We start from the raw sequence: 25,035 nt of genomic DNA on the forward strand, positions 1-25,035 counted from the left end.
GTTACGACTAAAGTCGTAGACAGCTCTTACCCTCTAGATAAGCGTCAGGGCCAATAATCGTTGAGCGCGCAGCAAGACCGGCGCGTCGACCATTTGCCCGTCGACTTGAAATACGCCTGCGCCATCAGCACCCGCGTCCAGCACGCGTTGCGCCCAAGCCAGGTCTTCAGCACACGGGGCCAAAGCCTGGTGAATCACCGAAATCTGTTTCGGGTGAATGCACAAGGCGCCCGCAAAACCCATCTCATAAGCATGACGAACGGACTGGTGCAGCCCCTCTGGGTCGTCGATGGCCGGGTGCACGCCATCAAGGGGAGGCAACAACCCCGCGCCACGCGAATGCAGCAACAACAAGACGCGCGCCTGATCGAGTACACATTGTGCAGCCCGAGTGCCGTTGCTCAAATTCAGGTCCAGCGCCAGGTCCAGGCTGCCAAACGACAAGCGCTGAACGCCTTTGGCACAAGCAATCTCGGCCAGCGCCAACAGGCCACGAGCGCTCTCGATGATCGGCCAGATCAGCTTGCCGGTGGCCGCCACTGCAGCTACCTGGGCAGAACTCTCGACCTTGGGCAGCAACACCCCGATAACCCCTGAATGGCGTTGGCAGAACGCCAGATCAGCGAGGTGTTCGGCGTGCTCCGGGGCATTGACCCGAACCCAGACCGAGGCCTGCGGAGTGCTTTGCAGAAAAGCCGCCAGGTTATCCCGAGCCTGGCGCTTGAGCGATTCTTCCACTGCATCTTCGAAATCGACAATCACCGCATCGGCACCCGCAGCCAGCGCCTTGGCGAATCGCTCGGGTCGGCTACCGGGCACAAACAGTGCAGAGCGGACAATGGAACCGGACATGGCTATTTCCTCTTTCTTGGGGAGGCCCAATTAATCTGTGGGAGCACGGTGTGGAGGTCTCAGACCACCCCTGCCGCTTGCAGCCGCGCCTGATCTTCAGCCGAAAAGCCCAGCTCACCCAAAATACTACCGGTGTGTTCGCCCAGCCCCGGCACCGGGTCCATGCGCGGGGTAAAGGCAGCGTTGCGCCCTGGCGGCAGCAATGCCGGCAGCTTGCCGGCCGGGCTGTCCACTTCGCGCCAGCTGTCGCGGGCCTTGAGTTGCGGGTGTTCCCACACACCCTGCATATCGTTGACCCGGGCGTTGGCGATCTGCGCCACTTCCAGCCGGGTCACGACCTCTTCCACCGTCAGTTGGGCGAAACCATCGACAATGATCTGGCGTAGCGCCTCACGATTTTCCGATCGTTTGAAGTTCGCCGAAAAACGCTCATCGGTGGTCAGCGCAGTGTCGAGCAACACCTTCTCGCAGAACAGCGCCCACTCGCGTTCGTTCTGCAAACCCAGCATCACCGTGTCGCCGCCCTTGGTCGGGAACGGACCATACGGGTAAATTGTCGAGTGCGAAGCTCCAGCACGCGGTGGCGGCTGGGCGCCTTCGAAGGCGTAGTACATCGGGTAGCCCATCCACTCCACCAGACTTTCCAGCATGCTCACGTCAATGCGACTACCCACACCGGTTTTGTCGCGCAGCAACAGCGCCGACAGAATCCCGCTGTAGGCATACATGCCCGCCGAGATGTCGGCGATGGAACAACCGGCTTTGGCCATCTGGTCTTCGCCCGGCCCGCCGGTCACCGACAGGAAGCCACCCTCGCTCTGAATCAGCAGGTCGTAGGCCTTTTTCTTTTCATAAGGCCCGCCTTCACCGTAGCCGGAAATGTCGCAGACGATCAGCCTAGGGAAGCGCTCGTGCAGCGCTTCGAACGACAACCCCATGCGCGCCGCAGCACCCGGTGCCAGGTTCTGCACCAAAACATCGGCCTTGCCAAGCAGGGCCTGAAGAATGTCCTCCGCCTCGTCCTGTTTGAGGTCCAGGGTCAGGCTTTCCTTGGAGCGGTTGGTCCAGACAAAGTGCGATGCCAGGCCACGCACGCGCTCGTCGTAGCCCCGAGCAAAATCGCCGCTGCCGGGACGTTCGACTTTCACCACTCGCGCCCCCAGATCAGCCAGTTGCCGGGTGCAGAAAGGCGCTGCAATCGCGTGTTCGAGGCTGACCACGGTAATCCCGTCCAGCGGACGAGGATTGGCTGGTTGAGTCGTCATAGGGTTACCTCCGCCGCATTGCGCAGCTGCCAGACCTTTTCAATCAGCGCTCGGCCCTGCTCCGGCGTGCGTGCGCCAGAGAACGCCAACAGACGCTGAAATTTTTCTTCCAGTTCAGGACGCGACAGGGTGTTGCCCGGATCGCCCTTGGGCTCGTCGATAGCTGCGGATAGGGTGCGGCCGTCCGTCGTGGTGACCACCACACGGCCCAACCAGCGCGCCGGATAGGCACCGTCGACTTCACTGTCCAGCGCCATGCTGACTTTCTCGCGGAACGCTGCCACGGCAGGATCAGTCAGGGCAAACGCTTGGAACTCGGTCAATTGGGCCTTGCCGTGCACTGCAATTAAACCGAGTACTGCGCCCATCGAAAACTTGGCCTGATGCACCGTCTGCGGAACCACAACCCGCCCAAGCACATCGATAGCGGCCTGATGCACACGGGTGGTGACATGCTCGATCTGATCATGAGTCAGCCCCTCGCTCTGCATCAAAAGGAGCAACGCATCGGCAGCCGGATGAGTATGGCGGCACGAGGCGTGGAACTTGAACGAGGTCTCGGCCAGCGCCCAACGGCTGCCCAACCGGTCGGACAGCTTGCTCGGATCAGCATCGCTGGACATGCCTGCGGCCATGCCTTGATCGCCTTCGAGGATATTGCGTGCACCGGTCAGGCCATCGAGGGTCATGTACGCTGCGAGTAAACCATCGGCAGCGGCTTTGGCGGTGTGCAGCTGTTTCGAGTCGGCGGCGTCTCGCAAAAACTCCCACAACCCGGCAGCCTGAGTGCCCGCGTTGCCAAACAGGTTGATGAATTGCTCTTTATCGAAGCCCAGCAACTTGCCGACCGCAACGGCTGCCGCGAGGGTACCGACCGTGGCCGTGGTATGGAAAATCTTGTAGTGAGAACGACCCATGAACTCGCCGATGCGAATCCCGGCCTCATAACCGGCCACTGAGGCCAGCAACAATTCGCGACCGGACTTGCCCAGGTCCTGAGCCGCCGCCAGCACGGCGGGGAACACCACCGTGGCCGGATGCAGCACCGAGCTGTTGTGCAGGTCGTCCTGCTCGACCAGGTGCGAGGACGCTGCGTTGACCAGCGCGGCGAAATACGCCGAGGTACCACGGCCGCTCACCAGTATTTTCGCCGGGCCATCGGCTGGCCCCATGTGCTGCGCATAACGCTCGAACAGCGGAATTGGGTGCGAACCCTGGCTGGCCAGCGCCGAGCCCAGCCAGTCGAGAAACAAGTCTTCGGTGCGGTCGAGCACGGCGTCTGGCACCTGCTCGTAGTTCAGGTCGGCCAGGAAGCCGGCCAATGCTTGGGTATGGCTCATGATCGGCTCCTCAGAAACTGCGTGGCAGTTCGAGCAAATGCTCGGCGACGTAGGACAAAATCAGGTTGGTCGAGATCGGCGCGACCTGATATAGACGGGTTTCACGGAACTTGCGCTCGACGTCGTATTCGCAGGCAAAGCCAAAACCCCCATGGGTTTGCAGGCAGGCGTTAGCCGCTTCCCAGGATGCTTTGGCCGCCAGATATTTGGCCATGTTGGCGCTGGCTCCGGCATTCTTGCCGCTGTCGTATTCCTCGCAGGCACGCCAGCGCATCAGGTCGGCAGCTTCGATCTCGATGTGCGCTTCGGCAATCGGGAACTGCACCCCCTGGTTCTGGCCGATGGGTCGCCCGAACACCACCCGATCACGGGCATAGGCGCTGGCTTTTTCGATGAACCAGCGGCCGTCGCCGATGCATTCGGCGGCAATCAGCGTACGCTCGGCATTCAAGCCATCAAGGATGTAGCGAAAGCCTTTACCTTCCTCGCCGATCAGGCTGTCGAGGGGCAGTTCCAGGTTGTCGAAGAACAGTTCGTTCGTTTCATGGTTGACCATGTTGGCGATGGGCTGAACGGTCAGGCCGTTGCCAATGGCCTCGCGCAGGTCGACGAGAAAGATCGACATGCCTTCGGATTTCTTCTTCACTTCAGTCAGCGGTGTGGTGCGCGCCAGCAGGATCATCAGGTCCGAATGCTGGACCCGCGAGATCCAGACTTTCTGACCGTTGATCACGTACTTGTCACCCTGCTTCACCGCAGTGGTCTTGATCTTGGTGGTGTCGGTACCCGTGGTGGGCTCGGTGACGGCCATGGATTGCAGGCGTAATTCACCGCTGGCCAGCTTCGGCAGGTAATAGCTCTTCTGTGCCTCACTGCCGTGACGCAACAGGGTGAACATGTTGTACATCTGGCCGTGAACGGTGCCAGAGTTACCGCCGCAGCGGTTCACTTCTTCAAGGATCACTGACGCTTCGGCCAGGCCCAGACCCGAGCCGCCGTATTCGGTCGGGATCAGCGCCGCCAGCCAGCCGGCATCGGTCAGCGCCTTGACGAACGCTTCAGGGAAGCCCTTCTCTTCATCGACCTTGCGCCAGTAAGCCGCATCGAATTCGGCACACAGGGCGCGCACGCCTTCGCGGATGGCATTCAGTTCTTCGTTATCGTTGGGGTTCATCGATTGGCTCTCATGGGTCCGCACGGACACGGGCTTATCTAACGGGACTGTCCACTGGATTTAGTCGAAATCGACTTCAGCGCTTTGGGCGATACCGGCGTCATTGCCGGCCCATAACTGCGCCTTGCCAGGTTCAAGCAAGCGGCCGCCCACGCTGAACGGTTGCGGGGCAATCAACGGGCGCACGCCGCGATAGGCGAAACGGCGCAGACGCGCCTCGGGGTTGGCCCGGCAGAACGCACGCAAGCTCAAGGTGGCGATCATCGGACCGTGCACCACCAGGCCGGAATAGCCTTCGGTGCCGGTGACGTAGGGGTAGTCGTAATGAATACGGTGGCCGTTGAAGGTCACGGCGGAATAGCGGAACAGCAACGTCGAGGTCGGCACGACAGTCTCACTCCAGTCGCCCCCGGGGACGGCTTCGCCGCTGCTTTGCTTCGGCGGGTTGGGCTCGCGGTAAACGATGTCCTGTTCTTCGCGAATCGCCAATCGCCCGTCCTGGGAATAATCGTGGCGCACGGTGACGAACAACAACGCGCCAGTACGGCCGTGCTTTTCTTCGATGTGGGTGATGGTCGACAGCCTATGGGCGTCGGCGCCAACCCGCAGCGGTTCGAAGAACTCGATACGACCGCCCGCCCACATGCGATTGCGGTTATCGGCCGGTGGCAGAAAGCCGCCGCGTGCTGGATGACCGTCAGTGCCCAGCAGGGACTCTGCCAGCGGATCCTGAAAGAAGCACCACGCCCACAGTGGAGGTAGAGCATCGCCATCGGCGGGAATATCTTCACCGAAGGTGGCAGCAATACGTTTGATCAAATTGCGACTCAGGTGATCCTGGGCTTCTTCGGTGCGACCGATCCACGCAGTGAAATCGGTGCTGCTAGCTGAAACGCTCATGCGGGTTACCCCTGGGCAGTTGTTGTTATGCCGGGATAATGCAAGGCGCTGGGCATTCTGAGAATTTGCATTTTCGTAAGCCAGCGTTCATAAATGCTGAACGCTAATAAAAATGGGAGACGATGATGCACTTCGATCTGGCTGACCTGCGCCTGTTCATCCACATTGGCGAATCGCCGAGCCTGACCCAGGGTGCGCGGCGGGCGTTTCTGTCACCGGCGGCGGCCAGCGCCCGGATCAAGGCGCTGGAAAGCCAATTCGATACTCGCCTGCTGTACCGTGACAGCCGTGGTGTAGAGCTGACACCCGCCGGTCACCGCCTGCTCAAGCATGCGCGACTGGTGATGCGTCAGGTGGATTACCTGAAATCCGAGTTCACCCGCTACGGCACCGATTCCGCCGGGCACATCCGCATCTTCGCCAACACCACAGCAGTGACCGAGTTTCTGCCGGAAGTGCTGGCAGGTTTTCTGGCGAAAAGACCGGGGGTAACCGTCGACCTGCAGGAGCGCCTGTCACGGGACATCGTGCGCGGCGTGCTTGATGGCACCACCGACATGGGCATCATTGCCGGTCCGGTGGAAGCCGCTGGCTTACAGGTGATGCACTTCAGCACCGACCGTCTGGTGCTGGCCGTCCCCGTAGGGCATGCGCTGGCCAGCCCGAAACCGGTCACCCTTAAACAGACCCTGGCCTTCCAGCATATAGGCCTGCACGAAGGCAGCACGCTCCTGAGTTTCCTGCGTGATCATGTCGAGCGACTGGGGCAAAACCTGTCGCTGCGGATTCAGGTGTCCAGCTTCGAGGCCATCTGCCGCATGGTCGAAGCTGGCGTGGGCATTGGCATTATTCCCGAGTCCGCCGCTGCCCGGCACAGCCGCACCATGCAACTGGCGATTGTCGAACTCGACGAACCCTGGGCGATTCGCGAACGCAGTATTCTGGTCCGCGAACTGGACGCCTTGCCAGGCACGGTGCGCGCGCTGATCGCAACCTTGATGCCGGATGCGCCCGAAGTGACAACCGACGACGCGGTACCGGCGCTCGGCTAAGCCCCCGCCGCCGTGAGTTCGAAACAAAAAATCGCGCCTTTTCCGGGCGCCGACAGCAGACGAATCTGAGCGTCGTGCAATTGCAAAATGCGCCGCACGATCAGCAGGCCGAGCCCTCCCGAGCGCCGGTCGCCCGCCTGACTGAAAGGCCGGCGGAACAGGTTTTCCAGCAGTCGCGCAGGAATACCCGGCCCGGTATCGCTGACCGTGACAATTACTTTGCCCGCCTCATGCTTGAGCGCCACCTCAATGGTCCCGCCCGACGGGGTATGCCGGATCGCGTTGTCGATCAGGTTAGTCAGTACCCGCTCGATCATGCCCAGGTCGGCCGACACCATGGACGACGAGCGCGGTAATACCGCCACCAGCCGCGACTGTCTGGCTTCGGCCATCAATTCGAATTTCTGAAAGACGTCCTGAATCAAGTCGGAGAGCGAAAAATCTTCGACCACCAGTTGCACAGCGCCATGCTCCAGCCGGGCCAGCTCGAACAACGCCTGCGCCAGTTGACGTACGTTATCGCTCTGACTCAGGGCCGCAGCGAGATAGCGCTGCCGCTCGACCTCGCTCAGCGTTGCGCCCTTGAACGAGAGGGTTTCCAGATAGCCATGCAACGACGCCAGCGGCGTGCGCAAGTCATGGGAAATATTCGCCACCAGTTCGCGTCGGTCTTGATCCAGCTGCGTCAGGGTGCGCCATTGCTCGGCAATCCGAGCAGCCATCTGGCTAAAACTGGCCTCAAGCACGGCTATTTCATCGCGTCGACTGGCGCCATCTTCTGCGGTTACCGGCAACGCGACCGGTTCCGCCTGGGTATCGAAGTGGCGCATAGTGTCGGTCAGTCGGCGCAGTGGCCGGGTAATCATCCGAAATGCCATCAGCCCCGCCACAAGCCCCAGCAGTGCAACCAGCGCCATCGACCATAACGTCGTGCGCAACACCGAACTGGCAGCCACCTGAGCAGAAATGAGGTCATGCGCCTCGCCCATCAATACCACGTAGAGGTAGCCCAAATCCTGGCTCCCATCGTGCAGCGCGGCGACGCTGAAAACCTTTTGGCCGTCGACACTGCGCGGATCCTCGCCGAGGATTGGCAGTGGCTGCCCGTCTAGCAAGCGGTGCAGAGGATTGAGGTCGACGCGGTCGCGCTTCAGGTGCCCGGCTGGCGCATCGTCACCCGTGATACGGCCCGCGCTGTCCAGCAAATAGACTTCGACGCTGGGATTGACGTTCATTAGCTTGCTGAACAGCCTGCGGATGTCCTCAACCTTGAGAGTACCGGGACCAATCATGTTGTTGTCGCGGGCGATACTGTCAGCCAAGCCACGCGACAAGCCTTGCACCACTTCCTTTTCATGCAGGTCGTTGGCCCGGATCTGCAACCACGCCGACGCCCCACAACAGGCCAACAGCAAGATCGCGAACGCCACGGACAGGCGTTGTAATAGCGTCAGGTTCATTCAGGAGGCCTCACGCGGTCCGGCGAAAAGCGATAACCCAGGCCCCAAACGGTCAGGATGCGGCTGGGTTCCGCCGGATCAACCTCGACTTTTGCGCGCAGACGATTGATGTGGGTGTTGACGGTATGTTCATAGCCATCGTGCTTGTAGCCCCACACCTGATTGAGTAAGTCCATGCGTGAAAATACCTTTCCAGGATTTTTCACAAAGAAATACAACAGGTCGAATTCACGCGGCGTGAGTTCGAGGTATTTACCATCGACCTCGGCCTGACGCGTCACGGGATCGAGCGACAGCCCGTTGAGCTCAATCTTGCCAGCGACGGTTCTCATGTTTTTTTCCAGGGCGTCCACCCTGCGCAACAGCGCCTTGACCCTTGCCGCCAGTTCCAGCATCGAAAAGGGTTTGGCCAGATAATCGTCAGCGCCCAGTTCGAGCCCAAGCACCCGATGCATCTCGCTGGAGCGGGCACTGGTGATAATGATTGGCGTATAGCGAGCCATGGCACGGGCTTGCCGGCAGATTTCCAGACCGTCCACGCCCGGCAGCATCAAATCCAGGATCAGGGCATCCCAGCCGCCCTGCTCAAGCTGCGCCAGCCCGGCATTGCCATCGGCGCAATGCGTCACTGCGTAGCCCTCGTCCTGCAAATGCAGGCGCAACAAGCCTGCGAGCTGCAGATCATCTTCGACAATCAATACACGTTTGGGCGTATCCATTATCAGCCTTCTGGAATGGGTGACGCCGACGCGCGGGGGACGCGACGGGAAAGCCATTGTGCAAGATTCCATCGAATCCATTTATCACAATTAATTTAACTTTGCGTGAGGACTTGGTGACTGCCCGCGAAAAACAATGACACAACGCCCACTCCTTCCAAGTGAACCCTATGCAATCCAGACGATGGTTTCTTTTTTGCGGCACGGCTGGCGTCGCCTTGGCGGCGACAGGACTCCTCGACTGGCGCGCCCTGGCCGCGACGTCGGGCGGAATGGCCAATACCGGTGAAGTCTTCGAGGTGTCGCACACCGAGGCCGAGTGGCGCGCGCTACTGACGGCGAATCAATTCAAGGTACTGCGCCACAGTGCAACCGAACGGCCGGGCAGCAGCCCGCTCAACAACGAACACCGGACCGGCCGTTTTGCCTGTGCAGGGTGCCAGCTTGAGTTGTTTTCTTCCCGCACCAAATTCGACAGTCACACCGGCTGGCCAAGCTTTTATGCCCCGCTCGAACATGCCGTCGCAGAAACACGCGACATGGCGCTTGGCATGGTCCGCACCGAAGTGCATTGCCGTCGTTGCGGCGGCCATCTTGGCCATGTGTTCGATGACGGCCCCGAACCGACCGGGCTGCGCTACTGCATGAACGGCGTGGCCATGACATTCAAGCCAGGTTCGGCATGAGCCATGACTCAGCCCACAGCGACTAAACAGGATTCAGCCCAATGCTATTAATCATCTTGTCGTATCTAGGGGGCGTGCTGACCATTCTCAGCCCCTGCATTCTGCCGGTGCTGCCCTTCGTCTTCGCCCGCTCAGGCGAGCCGTTCCGGCGCAGTGGCCTACCACTATTGTGCGGCATGGCGTTGACGTTCGCGGCGGTCGCGACCCTGGCAGCTGTCGGCGGTGGATGGGTGGTGCAGGCCAACCAATATGGTCGCTGGCTGGCAGTCGCGCTGATGGCATTCTTCAGCTTGACCCTGTTGATGCCCCATTTGACCGAGCGTTTGACACGCCCGCTGGTCTCGGCAGGAGACCGTCTTTCCCAATCGGCACAAACAGCGGGCGGCCCACCCAGCATCAAGTCATCGTTTTTGCTCGGGGTTGCCACCGGTCTGTTATGGGCACCTTGTGCCGGTCCCATCCTCGGCCTAGTACTCACCGGCGCGGCGCTGCATGGCGCCAGCGTTGGCACAACCCTGTTGCTGCTGGCCTATGCTGCCGGGGCTGCGACCTCCCTCGCCTTTGCCTTGCTGATTGGCGGCAAACTGTTTACAGCCATGAAACGCTCATTGGGTGCAGGCGAATGGCTGCGTCGAGGCCTGGGTATCGCCATGCTAATCGGCGTCGTCGCTATCGCTACGGGGCTGGACACAGGGCTGCTGAGCAACGTATCCAGCGTGGCGACAGCCGGACTCGAGCAAAAGCTGCTCAATACCCTGTCGCCGGTTGCACCGAGTGACAGCAGTCCGAGCGGCGCCACGATGAACGTGAGTCTTAAGGACGTCGCCGACTCAGCCCTGAAACTGCCAGTAGAAGGCTCGTTGCCCGACCTCTCCGGCGCAGTTACATGGCTGAACTCTGCCCCGCTCACCGCCGCAGAGCTGAAGGGCAAAGTCGTGGTCATCGACTTCTGGACGTATTCCTGCATCAACTGCCTGCGCAGCCTGCCTTACGTTAACGCATGGGCAAAGAAATACCATGATCAGGGTTTGGTGGTGATCGGCGTGCACGCGCCCGAGTTTGCCTTTGAACGAGACGTCGACAACGTGCGCAAGGCGGTGCGTGATCTGGGCATACATTACCCGGTTGCCCTCGACAACGACTACGCGATCTGGCGTGATTTCAACAATCAGTATTGGCCCGCGCATTACTTTATCGACGCTCAAGGAAACATTCGTTACCACCATTTTGGCGAGGGTGATTACGCGCAGTCAGAGCACGTTATCCAACAATTACTGGCAGAAGCAGGTCATAAAAATGTTGCCAGTGACATGGTCACCGCGGCCGATGCTCAAGGCGTCCAGATGGCCGCAGATGATGCGGAGGTAAGCTCTCCTGAAACCTACCTGGGTTACGCGCGGGCGCAGAACTTCACATCCGGGGGCGATGAGGTAGCCGACAAGGCGCAGACCTATGCCGCTCCGGCGCAACTGAATCTGAACCAATGGGGCCTGGCGGGTAAATGGACCGCCGAGCCCGAGCAGGTCAGGCTCGAACATGCCCCCGGCCGTATCATCTATCGTTTTCATGCGCGGGACCTGCATCTGGTTCTCGGGCCTGGGCCCGACGGCAAACCTGTGCGCTTTCGGGTCAGCATCGACGGCGCAGCACCCGGTGAGGATCACGGCACTGACAGTGCGCCCAATGGTGACGGCACGGTGACCGAACAGCGCCTTTATCAACTGATACGCCAGACCGGCCCCATTATCGATCACACCTTTGCCATTGAGTTCATGGACCCCGGCGTGCAGGCCTACGCATTTACATTCGGTTGATCACGTGGTTCTGCCTTCGCAGCGTGCGATTTTCTCAATGATGAACGTGAGGATGAAAGAAATGAGTACTTCTACAGTGGGCGAAAAGAAATCGGCTTCGTGGTTGCCGTTGAAACTGGCTGGCATCAGCTTGATCACGGCGCTACTAGGCCTGTCGCAATCAGCGTGTTCAGCCGAAAAAGCCGTTGCCATCGCCCCACCCGCTCTGGATGAACCTGTCGGCACCGCCCACCACGAAGTAGCCGTAATCGCTGGCGGATGTTTTTGGGGGGTTCAAGGCGTATTCCAGCACGTACGCGGCGTCGAGAACGCAGTGTCCGGCTACGCGGGCGGCGCCGCCAACACGGCAGAATATGGACAGGTCAGTTCCGGCAATACCGGGCATGCGGAGTCGGTACAGATCACCTACGACCCGACAACAATCACTTATGGACGCTTGCTGCAGGTATTTTTCTCGGTGGCCCACAACCCAACCGAATTGAACAGACAAGGCCCTGATAGCGGCACCCAATACCGGTCAGCGATTTTCCCGCAGAACCCGCTGCAGGAAAAAATCGCCAAGGCCTACATCATCCAGCTTGATGCATCCAAAGCGTTCAACGCACCGATCATCACCCGAATTGAAACCAACAAAAGCTTCTACCCGGCCGAGGAATACCATCAGAACTACCTGACCCTGCACCCGAGCAGTCCCTACATCGCCATCAATGACCTGCCGAAAGTAGAGAATCTCAAGCAGATGGAGCCGACCCTCTACAGGGCCGATCCAGTACTCGTTAGCATAGCAAAGTAAACGTGTAGCTCGTGAAACCGAGGGCTGGCGACCTGACCCTAGATCCACACATCATTCTGCGCCGTCCTGTCGCCACCCTCGGCCCCGGTATTGAGCACGCCGGTTGGCTCGATCAACATCAGTTTCACTTCATGTTCGGCGTAGGGTTTGTGCTCGACACCCTTGCGTACGACATATAGCTCGCCTGCCGACAGCCGCACCACTCCATCGCGGAAATCGATACGCAACTGGCCTTCAAGGACGATGAACGTCTCATCGGTATCGACATGAGAATGCCAGACAAAATCACCCTGGATTTTCACCACCTTGAATTGGTAATCGTTCATCTGCGCAACGACTTTGGGTGTCCAGTGTTCACTGAACAGACTGAGTTTTTCAGCAAGATTGATGGCTTTATACGGGGTCTGGCTAGAGGATTCCGTGTGCATGGCGACGCTTCCCATGGTCAATGAACCCTAAGCTTAAGAGCGCCAGGTTGGCCTCGTCTTGTATGATCGTGCAGCGTTGAGCGTAGTGCGCTGCCCGCTATCGAGCGCCGAGCATCTTCAACCAGCGCCCCGGCGAAATGCCGTAGGTTCTGACAAAATGCCGAGTCATATGGCTTTGATCAGAGAACCCGGCTAGCGCTGCTGCATCAGTCAGCGAATAGCCCTGAGTCATCATGCGCCGAACCTGATCGAGACGGCGCAGGGTCAGGTAACGGTAGGGACTGGTGCCGAACAGTGCACGAAAATCTCGTGACAGGCGCCAGCGATCCCGGCCGCTAACAGCCTCCAATTCACTGAGGGTGACGGTGTGCTGCCATGAAGCCAGAAGAAATTCACGCGCCTTTTGCGCGGCCGGGTAATCCACGATTTGCCTGACCGCGTGCACGCCCGACGCGACCTGCAGCGCCGTGGCCAGGTCGAACAAGGCATCGTCCATTTCCAGCGGATCAATCGCGCAGTCCATGTCCTGAAGCAAAACCTGAGTCGCCGCAAAAAGACCCGGATCGCCGCTGATCCCGCCCTTGATAAACGGCAACGGTTTGCCTCCCAGCACCTGCTGCAAGTGTGCCGGTTCAACATAAAACATGCGGTAGTGGAAACCGTCCTCGGTACCGGCGTGCCCGTCATGGGGTTCATCGGGATGCAACACCATCGTCCGGCCAGGCAAGCTGTGCTGCAACTTTTTGCCATAATTGAAGCTTTGCACACCGGACAAGGTCCGGCCTATAGCGTAGGTATCGTGCCGATGCATCTCATAACCATGGCCGTGAAAAAATGCTTCAATCCGCTCCAGCTTTGGCGATTGTGTGGCGCGCAGCACCCAGTCTTTTCCAGGCGCGGTGGATGAATCGCCGATTGTGTGTTTACCCATGGTGAAGACTCGGATAGAAGGCACGAATGGCACTACTGATAACACGTTTCTCGATTTACGTTGAAAAGAGCTGTACGCCAACCCAAAACAGGTTAAGCCTGCGCACTAAGGCCAACCTGTCGACTGACGACCCACAACGCAAAGAGCTGCCATGCCGACGTTATATTTTTCGCGCATCAAAGCCCACTGGTTGAGGCTGCTATGCATGACGTTGGTGATCCTCGGCATGCCGTTAAGTTGCTCGGTGCTAAAGCACGAAGAGCGCTCTCTGCTGTTCCAGATCGAGCCCGGCACCGCCAGTTGGTATCACGGTTTGCCAGCCGACGTTGAAGAACTGGAACTCAAGGCGCCCGGTTTTGGCGACTCGCAAAACATTCATGCCTGGTGGTGGCCAGCGGCTAAAGCCGGCGCGCCCGCCGTGCTGTATCTGCACGGAACACGGTGGAACCTGACGGGCCAGTTTTTCCGCATCGAACAACTGCATGCCATGGGTTTTTCTGTGCTGGCTATCGATTACCGCGGCTTCGGTCAGAGCCTGGGGCCACTGCCGTCAGAGGTCTCGGTGTACGAAGATGCACGTATCGCCTGGGCGCGCCTGAAAGTCTTGCAACCCGACGCCACAAAACGGCTTTTATACGGCCATTCACTGGGCGGTGCCGTGGCGATTGATCTGGCCGCTGAACTCGGTCGCGATGCTGAAAGCGACGGCGGTAAAAAGCAGGCGCGGGGGCTGATCATCGAATCCACTTTCACCACCCTCGCTGACGTGGCGACGGCTGTCGCCAACACGTCGTTGCCGGTGCGCTGGTTGTTGTCGCAAAAGTTCGATTCCATCGACAAAATCGCTGAGATCCACATGCCGGTACTGATCGTGCACGGCATGGATGACCCTTATGTGCCATCACGCTTCAGTGAAGCGCTGTATCAGGCCGCGCAGGAACCCAAACGCTTGTTACTGGTCCCTGGCGGCACGCACAACAACAGCATGAGCCTGGGCCGTGATGCCTACAGCCAGGCGATTCAAACGCTATTGAAGTCCGGTAACGCCGCGACCCCGCTAGAGAAACCCATTGCATTCAAACAGAGCACCGCTGCCGGGTGATTTAAAACATCACATCAATACATACAACAGCACGATATTGACCACCAGCATCGCCAGCGCTGTGGGGATCTGCGCCTTGATGACCGCGTACTTGTCCGGTAACTCCAGCAACGCCGCAGGGACGATGTTGTAGTTGGCGGCCATGGGCGTCATCAGTGTTCCGCAGTAACCGGAGAACATGCCAATGGCCGCCATCACCGCAGGGTTGGCGCCGTACATGCCGACCAGAATGGGCACACCAATACCACCCGTCATCACTGGAAAGGCGGCGAAACCGTTGCCCATGACCACAGTGAACAGGGCCATGCCCAGCACGTAGACCATCACCGCTACCAAGCGAAAGTCGAGGTTGATGTAGGCCGTGGCCAAGTGCGCCACCGCCTTGCCAACGCCAGCGTCATTGAATAACAACCCAAGCATGGCAAGCATTTGTGGCAGTACCAGAGCCCAACCCAGCGCTTCTGTCAGACGGCGTGACTCACGCATTGCCTGCACCGGAGTGTCGCGGGTCAGCCAGCACGCCAACACCAGCGCGATCAAGCAACCGATGCCCAGCGAGACAAAAGTGCTGTTGGCCGGATCAAGCAAAGCCACGTCGCCGAATTTGACGTTTTTCAGAAACACCGCGCCGATCACAGTCACCAGCGGAATCGCCAGCGCCGGGATGAACAATTTGTTGCCCAAACGCCCGGCGCTTGCCCGACGAGCCTTGTCGGGCAGGTCATGATGTTTGCCCATACCAACCCCGCCGCACCCGGCGATGGCAGCCATCGCTAGCACGCCGACGCCAACCAGCGCGGGCGGCAGTTGCTCGCCCACTAAAAACGCGATGCTGAACAGGCCCCAAAATAAACCCGTGCTCCAACGCTTCGGATTACTTTTATCGGTGAGCGTCATGACCGTGGTGATCGCCAGAATCACCCCGGCCAGCCAGTACAGGTATTGAATGGAAATGATCATTGTGCGACCTCCTTCATCACCAGATTGGCGTGCAGCTCACGACCTAACCGGCGATCAAAGCGATGCAGCCGTATGGCATGAATCACGAACGCGCAAAATGCCGTTGGCATCCCCCAAAACGCGATGTGCATCGGATCGACATCGATCCCTGACCCCAGCAAAAAGGTGTGCATCAAGGCAATAGCGCCAAAGGCGACGAATATGTCTTCGCCGAAAAACAGCCCGACGTTGTCCGTTGCCGCGCATAGCGCCAACAATCGAAAGCGCACTGCCTCCGGCAACTTACCGAAACGCGCCTCGGCAGCGCCTTCAGCCATGGGCGCCAATAGCGGGCGGACCATCTGCGGATGCCCACCCAGGCTGGTCAGACCTACCGCAGCGGTGGTTTCACGGACAAACAGGTAAGCGATCAGCAGACGTCCGACCGTGGCACTCTGGAAGCGCGCAATCCAGTTTTGCGCGTGCAGACGCAGGCCATGGCGCTCAAGCAAGCCGATGACCGCCAGCGGCAACAGGATGATCAGCGGCAAGGTACGGGTTTTAATAAACCCGTTGCCTATAGTTGCGAGAATAGTGTCCAGCGGCATGCTCGCGGCAAAGCCGGTAGCCACGGCCGCAAGAGCGACCACCAGCATCGGATTGAAGCGAAGCACAAAGCCAATGACGATGACCAGCACCCCTAGGAGCGGCCAGAGATTGATAGCGGTTTGCATAATAAGGATCTCGTTCCGTTGTGTTGTTATTCATGGAGTCCTATTTCATTCTTCAGCAATCTTTCGGTACGCCGAGAACGGCGTCCAACGAGAAAAAACCGCTATGCCTCATAAGAATTTCTGTAGAGGTTGTGGCATACAACCTGCAATTTCCAAAAGCATGCGCGCTATGGCTACAGGGCACCGTTCACCTTATTTGTGCGGCATGCGAAACCGCGACACCTTAAACAGCAAGGAATCAACTCAGTGAATCTCAAATTTCTGGAAACCTTCGTCTGGGTCGCCCGCCTGAAAAGCTTCAGGCTCACGGCAGAGAAACTGTTCAGCACCCAGGCGTCTATTTCCAGCCGCATCGCCGCGCTGGAGGATGAAATGGGTGTGCGCCTGTTCGTTCGTGACTCCAAGGGGGTTTCGCTGACCACCGAAGGTTTGCGCGTGCTGGAGTACGCCGAACACATCATGGACACGATGCAGAGCATGAAAGACGCGATCAAGGACCCGCGACAGGTACGCGGCCGGATTCGTATCGGGGCGATGGATACGGTGATACACACCTGGCTCAGCCCTTTGGTAACACGCCTGATGAAGTGTTACCCGGCGCTGGAGATCGAACTGACCGCAGACACTGCCAGTAACCTGTGCGTGCAACTGGAAAAGGGTTATCAGGACATTATTTTCCAGACCGACGTGCTGCGTTTCGACTCGGTGCGCAACACGGTACTGGCCCGCTACCCGATGCATTGGGTGGTGCCGACCGGCTCGGCCTATGACCGGCCTTACGCCTCGCTCGAAGAGCTGTCGCTGGAGCGTATCGTGACCTTTTCGCGGAACTCTCGCCCGCACCAGGACATCCTGAACATGCTGCACACGGCCAACATCGTGACGCAGCGCATCAATTGCGTGAACTCGGCCTCCGCCATCACCCGCCTGGTGCGCGACGGCTTCGGCATCGGTGCATTGCCGGCAGCGCTGGTACGCGGAGAACTGACGCAGGGCGTCCTGACCCTGATCCATGACGTACCCCTGCCGCCGGCCATGGACATCGTCGCCAGTTGGCGCACCGGCGCGGGCATGGAGCTGGTTGAAGACATCGTCAGCCTGACCCAGGAAGTCGTTGGCGAATTCGCAGCGCAGATGCCCTCGGAAGCTCCGCACTATGTATTGATCTGTGATCTGCTGGCGTCTTCGTTGCCAACGGCACCAAGGCCCTGAACCTTAGGGGTTCATACCTTCAAGATACGTCCACTCAGCGAAACACCCAGCAGCAACACGGCGACAATCAGAAAGGCCAGACTCAGGCTGCTGGCGTGGGCGATGAAGCCAATGAGCGCTGGACCGGCAAGGATCCCGGCATACCCCAAGGTGGTGATCGCCGGGACGGCCACGTTTTCTGGCATGACCTTTTGTCGGCCGACGGCACTGTAGAGCACTGGAATAATGTTGGAACAACCGGCACCGACCAGCGCGTAACCGAGCAGCGCTGCTTCCCAAGTGGGAATCAGTGTGGACAGTGCCAACCCCAGCGCTGCGCACAGGCCACCCAGAATAATGACGCGATTGGCCCCGACTCGACGAACGATGGCATCACCAAAAAAACGGCCGAGGGTCATGGTCAGCGCGAACACCGCATAGCCCAGCCCGGCATAAGACGGATCGACATTGCGCAAGGAACTGAGGAACACCGCACTCCAATCGAGCATCGCGCCTTCGGTGAGAAATACGGTAAAGCACAACAAACCGATAAACAGCACCACGCCGTGGGGCACGGCAAACGCCGGGCCATCGCTTTCACTGCCATAGGTAAGGAAATGCGGAGAGGCCCTGAGCAAGGCGATGACCATAAAGGCAACCACCACCCACATCGCGATCAACGGCGAAGCGCCCGCACTGAGCAAGCCGCTGACCCCACCAGCACCGATGATCCCTCCCAGACTGAACAAGCCATGAAAGCCCGACATCATGGTCTTGCCGCTGGCCCGCTCGACGATGATCGCCTGAATGTTCACCGTGCAGTCCAGCGCGCCCATGCTGGCGCCAAACACGAACAGCGTCGCCACCAGCAACGACAGGCTGGAGACCGACGCCAGCAAGGGCAGACACAGACAGATCAATACGCTGGAGACGATCAAGACACTGCGACAACCGAACCGCGCCGCTAGCGCCCCTGCCAGCGGCATGGCGATGATCGAGCCGACACCCAAACACAGGAGCAACAACCCAAGAGTCCCGTCATTCAGCCCGACACGCGCCTTGGCATAGGGCACCAACGGCGCCCAAGCTGCGATGCCGAACCCGGCGATAAAAAAACCGATACGCGTGGAAAACTGTTCCATTCGGCCCGGGATAACCGGTGCCGCGGTGCTGATGGCCGTCATGGGGCGTCCTTCGATAACCCCGGGCAGGTTCAACCGGGCAATCGCAGCAGCCTAACAAAGCTCGCGGCCTAACCAAATGTTTCGTTCCGGATTCACAGGAACACTGAACGGAGTCCATCCTGTCCTGCCATGAAGGATCAGCTAGACTGTGCGCCGCTTCTCTCAAGGTTGAAACCAGAGAGCCCTTCACAAACAAGCTCCCTATAAAAGCTTGAAGCTGCGCGAGGATATTGTGTCAAAAGGCGTTGTACTGTCGGTTATGGCCTCTGTCCTGTTCGGGGTCATGTATTTCTATACTTCGCTGCTGACACCTCTGAGCGGTGAAGAGATCTTCGGTTGGCGCATGCTGCTCACCGTGCCCTGCGTAACGCTGTTCATGATGATCAGTGGTGATTGGCCGCTGGTTTGCCAAATCGGTCGACGCCTGCGACAAAAACCGGCTCTGCTGATTGGCATGCTGCTGTCTTCGACGCTGCTCGGTGCGCAGCTCCTGCTCTTCATGTGGGCACCGCTGCACGGCCGTAGCCTGGAAGTGTCACTGGGGTATTTTCTCTTGCCGCTGACAATGATCGTCACCGGCCGAATCGCCTACGGCGAGCACCTGTCACGCTTGCAAAAAATAGCCGCCTTTTGTGCTCTGGTCGGGGTCGCTAATGAGTTATATCGAGTCGGCAGTTTCTCTTGGGAAACCCTGTTGGTGGCCCTCGGTTATCCGGTGTATTTCGTGCTACGGCGCCGGTTGGGCAACGATAACCTCGGCGGTCTGTGGTTCGACATGGCCCTGCTGCTGCCCATCGCGACCTGGTTCATCCTCAACGGTGACCCCAGCGTCGTCGCTGAACACCCACGGCTGTACCTGTTGATTCCACTGTTGGGCATGATCAGCGCCTCGGCATTGGTCAGCTATATCCTCGCGAGTCGCCTGCTGGCCTTCAGCCTGTTCGGCCTGCTCAGTTATGTCGAACCCGTGCTTCTGGTCGGCGTTGCCTTGCTGCTGGGAGAAAGCATCGGCCGCGATGAATGGCTGACGTACCTGCCGATCTGGGTGGCCGTGCTGGTATTGGTGTTTGAAGGCAGCAAACACTTGCTGGCCCATCGCCGCAGAAACGCCGCGTGAGGTGTCACTGCCGAAGCCCATCAGCACTCCGACAGCGACGTCCGGATCAGAACAGCTTGATGGTATAGCTCAGGATCAACCGATTTTCGTCGATGTCAGTGCGGTAGTTTGAGCGCGCTGTCGCGTTGCGAATGCGCACACCCACATCCCTGAAGGGACCGCTCTGGATCACGTAGCCAATGTCCAGATCACGCTCCCAATCCTTGCCTTCGAAGCCCCGCCCGGTATTGACGTTATCGCCCTTGAGGTAGCGCGCGCCAACCACCAGACCCGGCAGGCCAATGGCGGCGAAGTTGTATTCGTCGCGCAGTTGCCAGGAGCGCTCTTTGGGAGCCGCGAACTCATAGGTCGGTACTTCGTTACCCAGCGGCGAGATGTTGTCGCCGATCCGCAGGAAGCCGTCTTTGCCGTTGATCGCCTGATAGCCAACGTAAAAAGTATTCCCCCCGTGGGCGGCGGACATCAGTGAGTAAAACGCGCGGTTGTCGAGGCTGCCTGCTTTGCTCTGGCCGTCATCCTGAGCGTCGTAAAAGCCCAGATTCGCCCCCAGTTTCCAGCTACCGAACGGCTCGATGTGTTTGAGGTTGTAGAAGCGTTGCTGGTAGATATCCTTGAGCTGCGCCTGCCAGATGCCGACCGTGGTGCGCTTGTCGTTGAAGGTGTAATCAGCACCCGCGTAGTTGAAACGATCGGAGGTGATATTGGCGATACGCCGTGGGTTGATCGGGTCATTGATCAACGCGTACATCGGTTGGTCATTACTGGAGTCGCGCAAGTTGGTAGAGCGCAATTGACCCGCATTGAGGGTCAAACCTTCAATATCAGTGGAGACCACGCTGGCGCCCTGATAGGTCGGCGGCAACAAGCGGATATCGCTGAACGCCAGCACGGGCAGATTGGGTTGCAGTTCACCCACGCGCAGTTCGGTTTTGCCCACTTTCATTTTCAGTGCCCCGGCCAGAGAGCCATACTCGTCGGCGGAACTGCCGTCGGTATGCAAGGGCAGTAAACCGGTCTTGACCCGATCTGGACTGCTGTCGAGTTTGATCCCCAGTAAACCGAGGGCATCCACCCCGAAACCTACGGGCCCTTCGGTATAGCCGGATTTTATGTTGAGAATGAAACCCTGCGCCCATTCCTCAGCCTTGGACTGTTTGTTAGGACCCACGATGCCCGAATAGTCGCGGCTGAAGTAGTAGTTACGCGCCTGCAAGGTTGCCGTCGAATCCTTGAAGAGCGCACTTTCGTCTGCACGCGCCACTTCGCAAAAACTACCGGCCACCGCCGCTGACACCATCATTCCGATGACGCTTGCACTGTTTTTCATAGGGTCACTCTTGTTTTTATTAGGTCAAACGATCCCTATACCGTGGCGTGGGTTTTAAAAACCGCGACAGTCAGTCAGAGATCGATGGATTGATGCGAGTAACGGACGCTCCCGATCCGTACCTTTTTTACCTTGCTACCTTGCTTGTACCGAGGCCGCTAGCGCCCCCGTTTTTTTCACTCTCCCAAAGGTCAGCAGCAGGTGCGCCAAGAGCCCGAAGATCAAGCCCCAGAACGCCGCCGAAAGCCCCAGTAATGACATGCCTGATGCCGTGACCAGGAAGGTAATCAGTGCTGCTTCGCGATCTTTGGGTTCGGCCATGGACCCGGCTAATGCGCCAGCGATAGCGGCAAACAACGCCAGCCCGGCCAGTGCCGCGATCAGTTCCTTGGGGAAGGCGCTGAAGATCGACACCAGGGTCGCACCGAAGATGCCCAGCAGCAGGTAGAACACCCCGCCCATCACCCCGGCGACATAGCGTTTGCTCTTGTCTTCATGAGACTCGCGTCCCGTGCAGATGGCCGCGGTGATCGCTGCCAGGTTCAGCCCGTGGCAACCGAATGGCGCCAGCAACAACGTGCCCAGCGCCGAGCTGGCAATGATCGGGCTGGCAGGCGTGTGGTAACCGTCGTTGCGCAATACGGCGATGCCCGGCACGAACTGCCCGGTCAACGCCACCATCACCAGTGGCAAGGCGATATTGAGCAACGCATGCCAACTGAACTCAGGACTGATCCACAGCGGTTTCGCCACATCGATCACCAGCGCAGAGCTGTTCAACTCCCCGGCCGACACAGCGATCACGCAGCCCACAACCAGCACCGCCAACACCGCGTAACGTGGTTTCATACGCCTGAACAGTAGATAGGTGACAAACATCGCCAACACCATGAACGGCTTGTCCTTCATCGACACAAACAGCTGGGTGCCGAAACTGAACAGAATCCCCGCCAACATCGCGGCCGAAATCGCCGCAGGCAGTTTGCCAACGATGCGGTCAAACGCGCCGGACACACCCACCAGCAGAATGATCAGGCTGGAGACGATATACGCCCCCACCGCCTCATTCAGACTGATGCCCGGCAACAGCGCCACCAACAACGCCGAGCCGGGCGCCGACCAGGCGATCACCACCGGAACCCTGAAGCGCAAGCTCAAGTAAATGCCCAACACACCGCTGCCGATGGAAATCGCCCAAACCCAGGACGACAGCACATCGGCAGGCAGACCTGCGCTTTTCGCCGCCTGGAAGATGATTACCAATGGCCCTGCATAGGAAATGATCGTCGCGATAAAACCGGCGACGGCAGCGGACAGGGAGAAGTCTTTGATCAGTGTTTTCATGGTTTCCGTTGCTCGATAAAAAGTGATGGCTCGGGCAATACGCAGCTCCAGCACACGATCAGGACCGAACCTGGACCTCAACCGGCGCGACTACCGGCGATACCTTGCGCCGATAGACGAAGCACATCGCCAGCGCTGCCACGGCGCCCGGCACAGCGAAAGCCATGAAGTTGTAGTGCAACGGAAGACCTATACCGAACAGTGCGCCGCCTAGAATCGGGCCGACGATGGCACCGCTGCGCCCCACGCCCGAAGCCCAACCCAATCCGGTGGAGCGGATCGCCAGCGCGTAGAACTGCGCACCCATGGCGTACAGCAAAATCTGCGAACCGATAGTGGTCGCACCGGCAATCGCGATCAGGCTGTAGAGCATCCATCCCGGACTGTTGAACCCCAACAGGCTGATGGACACCGAGGCGATGGCGAAGAACACCACCAACACGCGCTGCAGGTTGAATTTGTCGCCCAGCCAACCGCCGCCGACCGCGCCGAATATCGCGCCGAAGTTCAGTACCAGCAAAAACATCAGGCTTGAGCCCAGGCCATAACCGGCGCTGGTCATCAGCTTCGGCAACCAGGAGTTGAGCGCGTAAACCATCAACAGACAGCAGAAAAAGGCGACCCACAGCATCAGCGTGCTGATGGCCCGTCCTTCGCGAAACAGTTGCAACACCGGGGCGCCGTCAGCCTTTATCGCAGCCATCTGATACTGATCATCGGGCTGGGCCGTGTAACCCGGCTCAATGCGTTGCAGCACGTGGACGACCTGCTGCCTGCGTCCCTCGCGGACCATGAAGCCCACCGATTCCGGCAAAAACCAGAGAATCAACGGCAATAGCAGCAGCGGAATCGCAGCGACGAAAAACACCGACTGCCAACCAAAACGCGGCAACAACACGATGCCCAGACCAGCGGACAACATGCCGCCCACCGAGTAGCCGCTGAACATGATCGCCACCAGCGTGCTACGGATTTTTTTCGGTGCGTATTCGCTCATCAATGCCACGACATTGGGCATGACTCCGCCGATGCCAAGGCCAGCAATAAAGCGGCAGATGCCAAATTCGGTGGGGTTAGTGACAAAGCCGTTAAGGACGGTGAAACCGCTGAACAGCGTGACGCAGATGGCGATGACTTTCTTGCGTCCGATCTTGTCCGAAAGCGGACCAAAGAACAGCGCACCGAACATCATGCCGAACAGCGCATAGCTTCCCAGCGCACCAGCTTGCAAGGGTGTCAGCCCCCACTCGACCATCAACACCGGCAATACCACGCCGTAGATCACCAGATCGTAACCGTCGAAAATAATGATCAAGGCGCACCAGAACAGCACCAACCAATGAAAGCGATTGAACCTGGCCTCGTCGACCAGGGTGTGGACGTCTATTTTTCGCATGGCGGGACTCTTTTATTGTTTTTATCAAGGCCTGCCAAGGTTAGAAATCCAGCGGTCTGCGCAATATCCGTTTAGTGCAGACCTCTATCCGTTTCGTGCTGAACGGTTGAGTCATGCACGATATGGATAGCAATAGGGCGATCAGATGGTGCACCGATCATAAGGGGGCGAACCGCTCCAGCTGCATTTCCTGAAGGCGACTCAGGGTGCGGCGGAAGGCAAAGGCCAGATAACCCTCGGTGTACAACTGCTCAAGCGGCACCTGCGCTTCGACATACAGCGGCACGCGACGGTCATAGCATTCGTCGACCAGCGCGATGAAGCGCCGCACACCGTCGTCATGCACCGACAGCTGCGGCAGCTCCCGGTCACCGGCGGCGACCTGCACCGCCGCGTCTTCGGTCCCTCGGGCAATTTTTCCTTCGCGCTGTTTGGCGCTCAGCGCAGGCACGTCGCTGATCAGAATGACCGAGAATCGATCACACAATTCAATGAAATCCATCGCTGCCAGCGGCTGTTCACAGACGTCGGCGTAACGGCACCACAGCACCTTCTCGCTGTGCTGCACCACATTCACGCTACGACGGCCAAACGCGACCGGCTCGCTCGACATGGCATGGCCCGCGCTCAGGCGTTTGAACACGTCACCCAGAACGCTCGGCTGATCCGGCTGGCTGAGCCAATAACGCTGATGCAATTGCCCCGGATGCAGGCGGTGATCTTCACCACCGTCGACGCTCACCACCGTCATTTCACGGTTGATCGCGTCGATGGCCGGAACCAACCGTTGACGGTTGAAGCCATCGGCATACAACTGCTCCGGCGGTTGATTGGAGGTGGACACCAGTACCACGCCTTCCTCGAACATCACCTGCAGCAAGCCACCCAGAATGATCGCGTCGCCGATGTCACTGACAAACAGTTCATCGAAGCACAGCACCCGCACTTCCTGACTTAGCTCGCGGGCCAAGGCTCTCAATGGATTGGCCGTGCCAGTCAGCTGGAACAGCCGAATATGCACCCAACGCATGAAGTGATGGAAATGCTGGCGTCGGGCCGGCACTTTCAAGCTCTCGTAAAAGCGGTCCATCAACCAGGTCTTGCCTCGTCCTACCGGGCCCCACAGGTAAACACCCTTGATTGGCGATTGGTGCTTACTCTCATGCAGCGCCACGTAGCATTCCTGTAACAACCGAACGGCCTTCAATTGCGCCGCATCAGGCTTGAATCCTTGCTCATCAATGGCCTGTTGATAGGCCTCCAGTGGGGACACGACATTCATCAAGA

Annotated in this window: 23 protein-coding genes; 7 read left to right on the forward strand and 16 right to left on the reverse strand. The window is 59.0% G+C overall.

The window, feature by feature from the left end:
* Positions 1–33 precede the first annotated feature (33 nt).
* The 5 genes from RHM55_RS04470 to RHM55_RS04490 are packed head-to-tail and all read right to left on the reverse strand — an operon-like array spanning position 34 to position 5,531.
* Complete coding sequence (locus RHM55_RS04470) at positions 34–852, reverse strand: CoA ester lyase (RefSeq protein ID WP_322179700.1); 819 nt, start codon at positions 850–852, stop codon at positions 34–36.
* Between the two features lie 59 nt (positions 853–911).
* The gene (locus RHM55_RS04475; RefSeq protein WP_322179701.1) at positions 912–2,117 is read right to left on the reverse strand and encodes a CaiB/BaiF CoA-transferase family protein; all 1,206 of its coding nucleotides are present in this window, start codon (positions 2,115–2,117) and stop codon (positions 912–914) included.
* Entirely contained in the window at positions 2,114–3,457 is a 1,344-nt protein-coding gene (locus RHM55_RS04480; RefSeq protein WP_407074666.1) for an MmgE/PrpD family protein, read from the reverse strand. Before RHM55_RS04480 ends, RHM55_RS04475 begins: the two co-directional genes overlap by 4 nt.
* Positions 3,458–3,467: 10 nt before the next feature.
* Positions 3,468–4,631, reverse strand: coding sequence for an acyl-CoA dehydrogenase family protein (locus tag RHM55_RS04485; protein WP_322179702.1), 1,164 nt, complete (start codon positions 4,629–4,631; stop codon positions 3,468–3,470).
* A gap of 60 nt (positions 4,632–4,691) precedes the next feature.
* Complete coding sequence (locus RHM55_RS04490; protein WP_322179703.1) at positions 4,692–5,531, reverse strand: FAS1-like dehydratase domain-containing protein; 840 nt, start codon at positions 5,529–5,531, stop codon at positions 4,692–4,694.
* A 125-nt stretch (positions 5,532–5,656) separates the two neighbouring features.
* On the opposite strand from RHM55_RS04490, the gene RHM55_RS04495 reads away from it, so the two are divergent.
* On the forward strand, positions 5,657–6,583 hold the full coding sequence (locus RHM55_RS04495) for a LysR family transcriptional regulator (protein ID WP_322179704.1): 927 nt from the start codon (positions 5,657–5,659) through the stop codon (positions 6,581–6,583).
* Here the strand turns inward: RHM55_RS04495 and RHM55_RS04500 are convergent.
* On the reverse strand, positions 6,580–8,043 hold the full coding sequence (locus RHM55_RS04500; protein ID WP_322179705.1) for a HAMP domain-containing sensor histidine kinase: 1,464 nt from the start codon (positions 8,041–8,043) through the stop codon (positions 6,580–6,582). The genes RHM55_RS04495 and RHM55_RS04500 overlap by 4 nt on opposite strands.
* A complete protein-coding gene (locus tag RHM55_RS04505) occupies positions 8,040–8,762 on the reverse strand; it encodes a response regulator transcription factor (protein ID WP_322179706.1) in 723 nt (240 codons plus the stop codon). The genes RHM55_RS04500 and RHM55_RS04505 overlap by 4 nt, the downstream gene beginning before the upstream one ends.
* A 170-nt stretch (positions 8,763–8,932) precedes the next feature.
* Between RHM55_RS04505 and msrB the strand changes: the two genes are divergently transcribed.
* The 3 genes from msrB to msrA all read left to right on the forward strand — a co-directional run bounded on the left by msrB (position 8,933) and on the right by msrA (position 12,055).
* Positions 8,933–9,448 carry a peptide-methionine (R)-S-oxide reductase MsrB gene (msrB, locus tag RHM55_RS04510; protein ID WP_322179708.1) on the forward strand — a complete coding sequence of 172 codons (516 nt, stop codon included), beginning with the start codon at positions 8,933–8,935 and terminating at the stop codon, positions 9,446–9,448.
* Between the two features lie 41 nt (positions 9,449–9,489).
* Complete coding sequence (locus tag RHM55_RS04515; protein ID WP_322179710.1) at positions 9,490–11,262, forward strand: cytochrome c biogenesis protein DipZ; 1,773 nt, start codon at positions 9,490–9,492, stop codon at positions 11,260–11,262.
* Between the two features lie 61 nt (positions 11,263–11,323).
* Positions 11,324–12,055 (forward strand): peptide-methionine (S)-S-oxide reductase MsrA, encoded by a 732-nt coding sequence (gene msrA, locus RHM55_RS04520; protein ID WP_322179712.1) that lies wholly within the window; start codon positions 11,324–11,326, stop codon positions 12,053–12,055.
* A gap of 38 nt (positions 12,056–12,093) precedes the next feature.
* Here the strand turns inward: msrA and RHM55_RS04525 are convergent, their stop codons facing one another.
* Together RHM55_RS04525 and RHM55_RS04530 are read right to left on the reverse strand one after the other, a co-directional pair.
* Entirely contained in the window at positions 12,094–12,483 is a 390-nt protein-coding gene (locus tag RHM55_RS04525; protein ID WP_322179714.1) for a cupin domain-containing protein, read from the reverse strand.
* A 97-nt stretch (positions 12,484–12,580) separates the two neighbouring features.
* Positions 12,581–13,414 (reverse strand): AraC family transcriptional regulator, encoded by an 834-nt coding sequence (locus tag RHM55_RS04530; RefSeq protein WP_322179716.1) that lies wholly within the window; start codon positions 13,412–13,414, stop codon positions 12,581–12,583.
* Between the two features lie 151 nt (positions 13,415–13,565).
* On the opposite strand from RHM55_RS04530, the gene RHM55_RS04535 reads away from it, so the two are divergent.
* The gene (locus RHM55_RS04535; protein ID WP_407074667.1) at positions 13,566–14,516 is read left to right on the forward strand and encodes an alpha/beta hydrolase; all 951 of its coding nucleotides are present in this window, start codon (positions 13,566–13,568) and stop codon (positions 14,514–14,516) included.
* 9 nt (positions 14,517–14,525) lie between these two features.
* Here RHM55_RS04535 and RHM55_RS04540 read toward each other — a convergent pair whose 3' ends face one another.
* Positions 14,526–15,476, reverse strand: a complete 951-nt coding sequence (locus RHM55_RS04540; protein ID WP_322179718.1) for a DUF979 domain-containing protein — start codon at positions 15,474–15,476, stop codon at positions 14,526–14,528.
* A complete protein-coding gene (locus RHM55_RS04545) occupies positions 15,473–16,189 on the reverse strand; it encodes a DUF969 domain-containing protein (protein ID WP_322179720.1) in 717 nt (238 codons plus the stop codon). The genes RHM55_RS04540 and RHM55_RS04545 overlap by 4 nt, the downstream gene beginning before the upstream one ends.
* 246 nt (positions 16,190–16,435) lie before the next feature.
* Here RHM55_RS04545 and RHM55_RS04550 point away from each other — a divergent pair, with 246 nt between their 5' ends.
* Positions 16,436–17,401, forward strand: coding sequence for a LysR family transcriptional regulator (locus RHM55_RS04550; protein WP_322179722.1), 966 nt, complete (start codon positions 16,436–16,438; stop codon positions 17,399–17,401).
* An 11-nt stretch (positions 17,402–17,412) separates the two neighbouring features.
* Here RHM55_RS04550 and RHM55_RS04555 read toward each other — a convergent pair whose 3' ends face one another.
* Positions 17,413–18,564, reverse strand: coding sequence for an MFS transporter (locus RHM55_RS04555; protein ID WP_322179724.1), 1,152 nt, complete (start codon positions 18,562–18,564; stop codon positions 17,413–17,415).
* A gap of 232 nt (positions 18,565–18,796) precedes the next feature.
* Here RHM55_RS04555 and rarD point away from each other — a divergent pair, with 232 nt between their 5' ends.
* Entirely contained in the window at positions 18,797–19,681 is an 885-nt protein-coding gene (gene rarD, locus RHM55_RS04560) for an EamA family transporter RarD (protein WP_322179726.1), read from the forward strand.
* 46 nt (positions 19,682–19,727) lie between these two features.
* Here the strand turns inward: rarD and RHM55_RS04565 are convergent, their stop codons facing one another.
* From RHM55_RS04565 to zapE, 4 genes are all read right to left on the reverse strand, one after another.
* On the reverse strand, positions 19,728–21,008 hold the full coding sequence (locus RHM55_RS04565; RefSeq protein WP_322179729.1) for an OprD family porin: 1,281 nt from the start codon (positions 21,006–21,008) through the stop codon (positions 19,728–19,730).
* A gap of 135 nt (positions 21,009–21,143) precedes the next feature.
* Positions 21,144–22,352 (reverse strand): benzoate/H(+) symporter BenE family transporter, encoded by a 1,209-nt coding sequence (locus RHM55_RS04570; protein ID WP_322179731.1) that lies wholly within the window; start codon positions 22,350–22,352, stop codon positions 21,144–21,146.
* A gap of 58 nt (positions 22,353–22,410) precedes the next feature.
* On the reverse strand, positions 22,411–23,748 hold the full coding sequence (locus RHM55_RS04575; protein ID WP_322179734.1) for an aromatic acid/H+ symport family MFS transporter: 1,338 nt from the start codon (positions 23,746–23,748) through the stop codon (positions 22,411–22,413).
* Between the two features lie 157 nt (positions 23,749–23,905).
* Entirely contained in the window at positions 23,906–25,030 is a 1,125-nt protein-coding gene (zapE, locus tag RHM55_RS04580; RefSeq protein WP_322179736.1) for a cell division protein ZapE, read from the reverse strand.
* Positions 25,031–25,035 lie beyond the last annotated feature (5 nt).

The sequence above is a fragment of the Pseudomonas sp. MH9.2 genome (genome assembly GCF_034353875.1).
In the GTDB taxonomy this organism is placed as follows: Bacteria; Pseudomonadota; Gammaproteobacteria; order Pseudomonadales; family Pseudomonadaceae; genus Aquipseudomonas.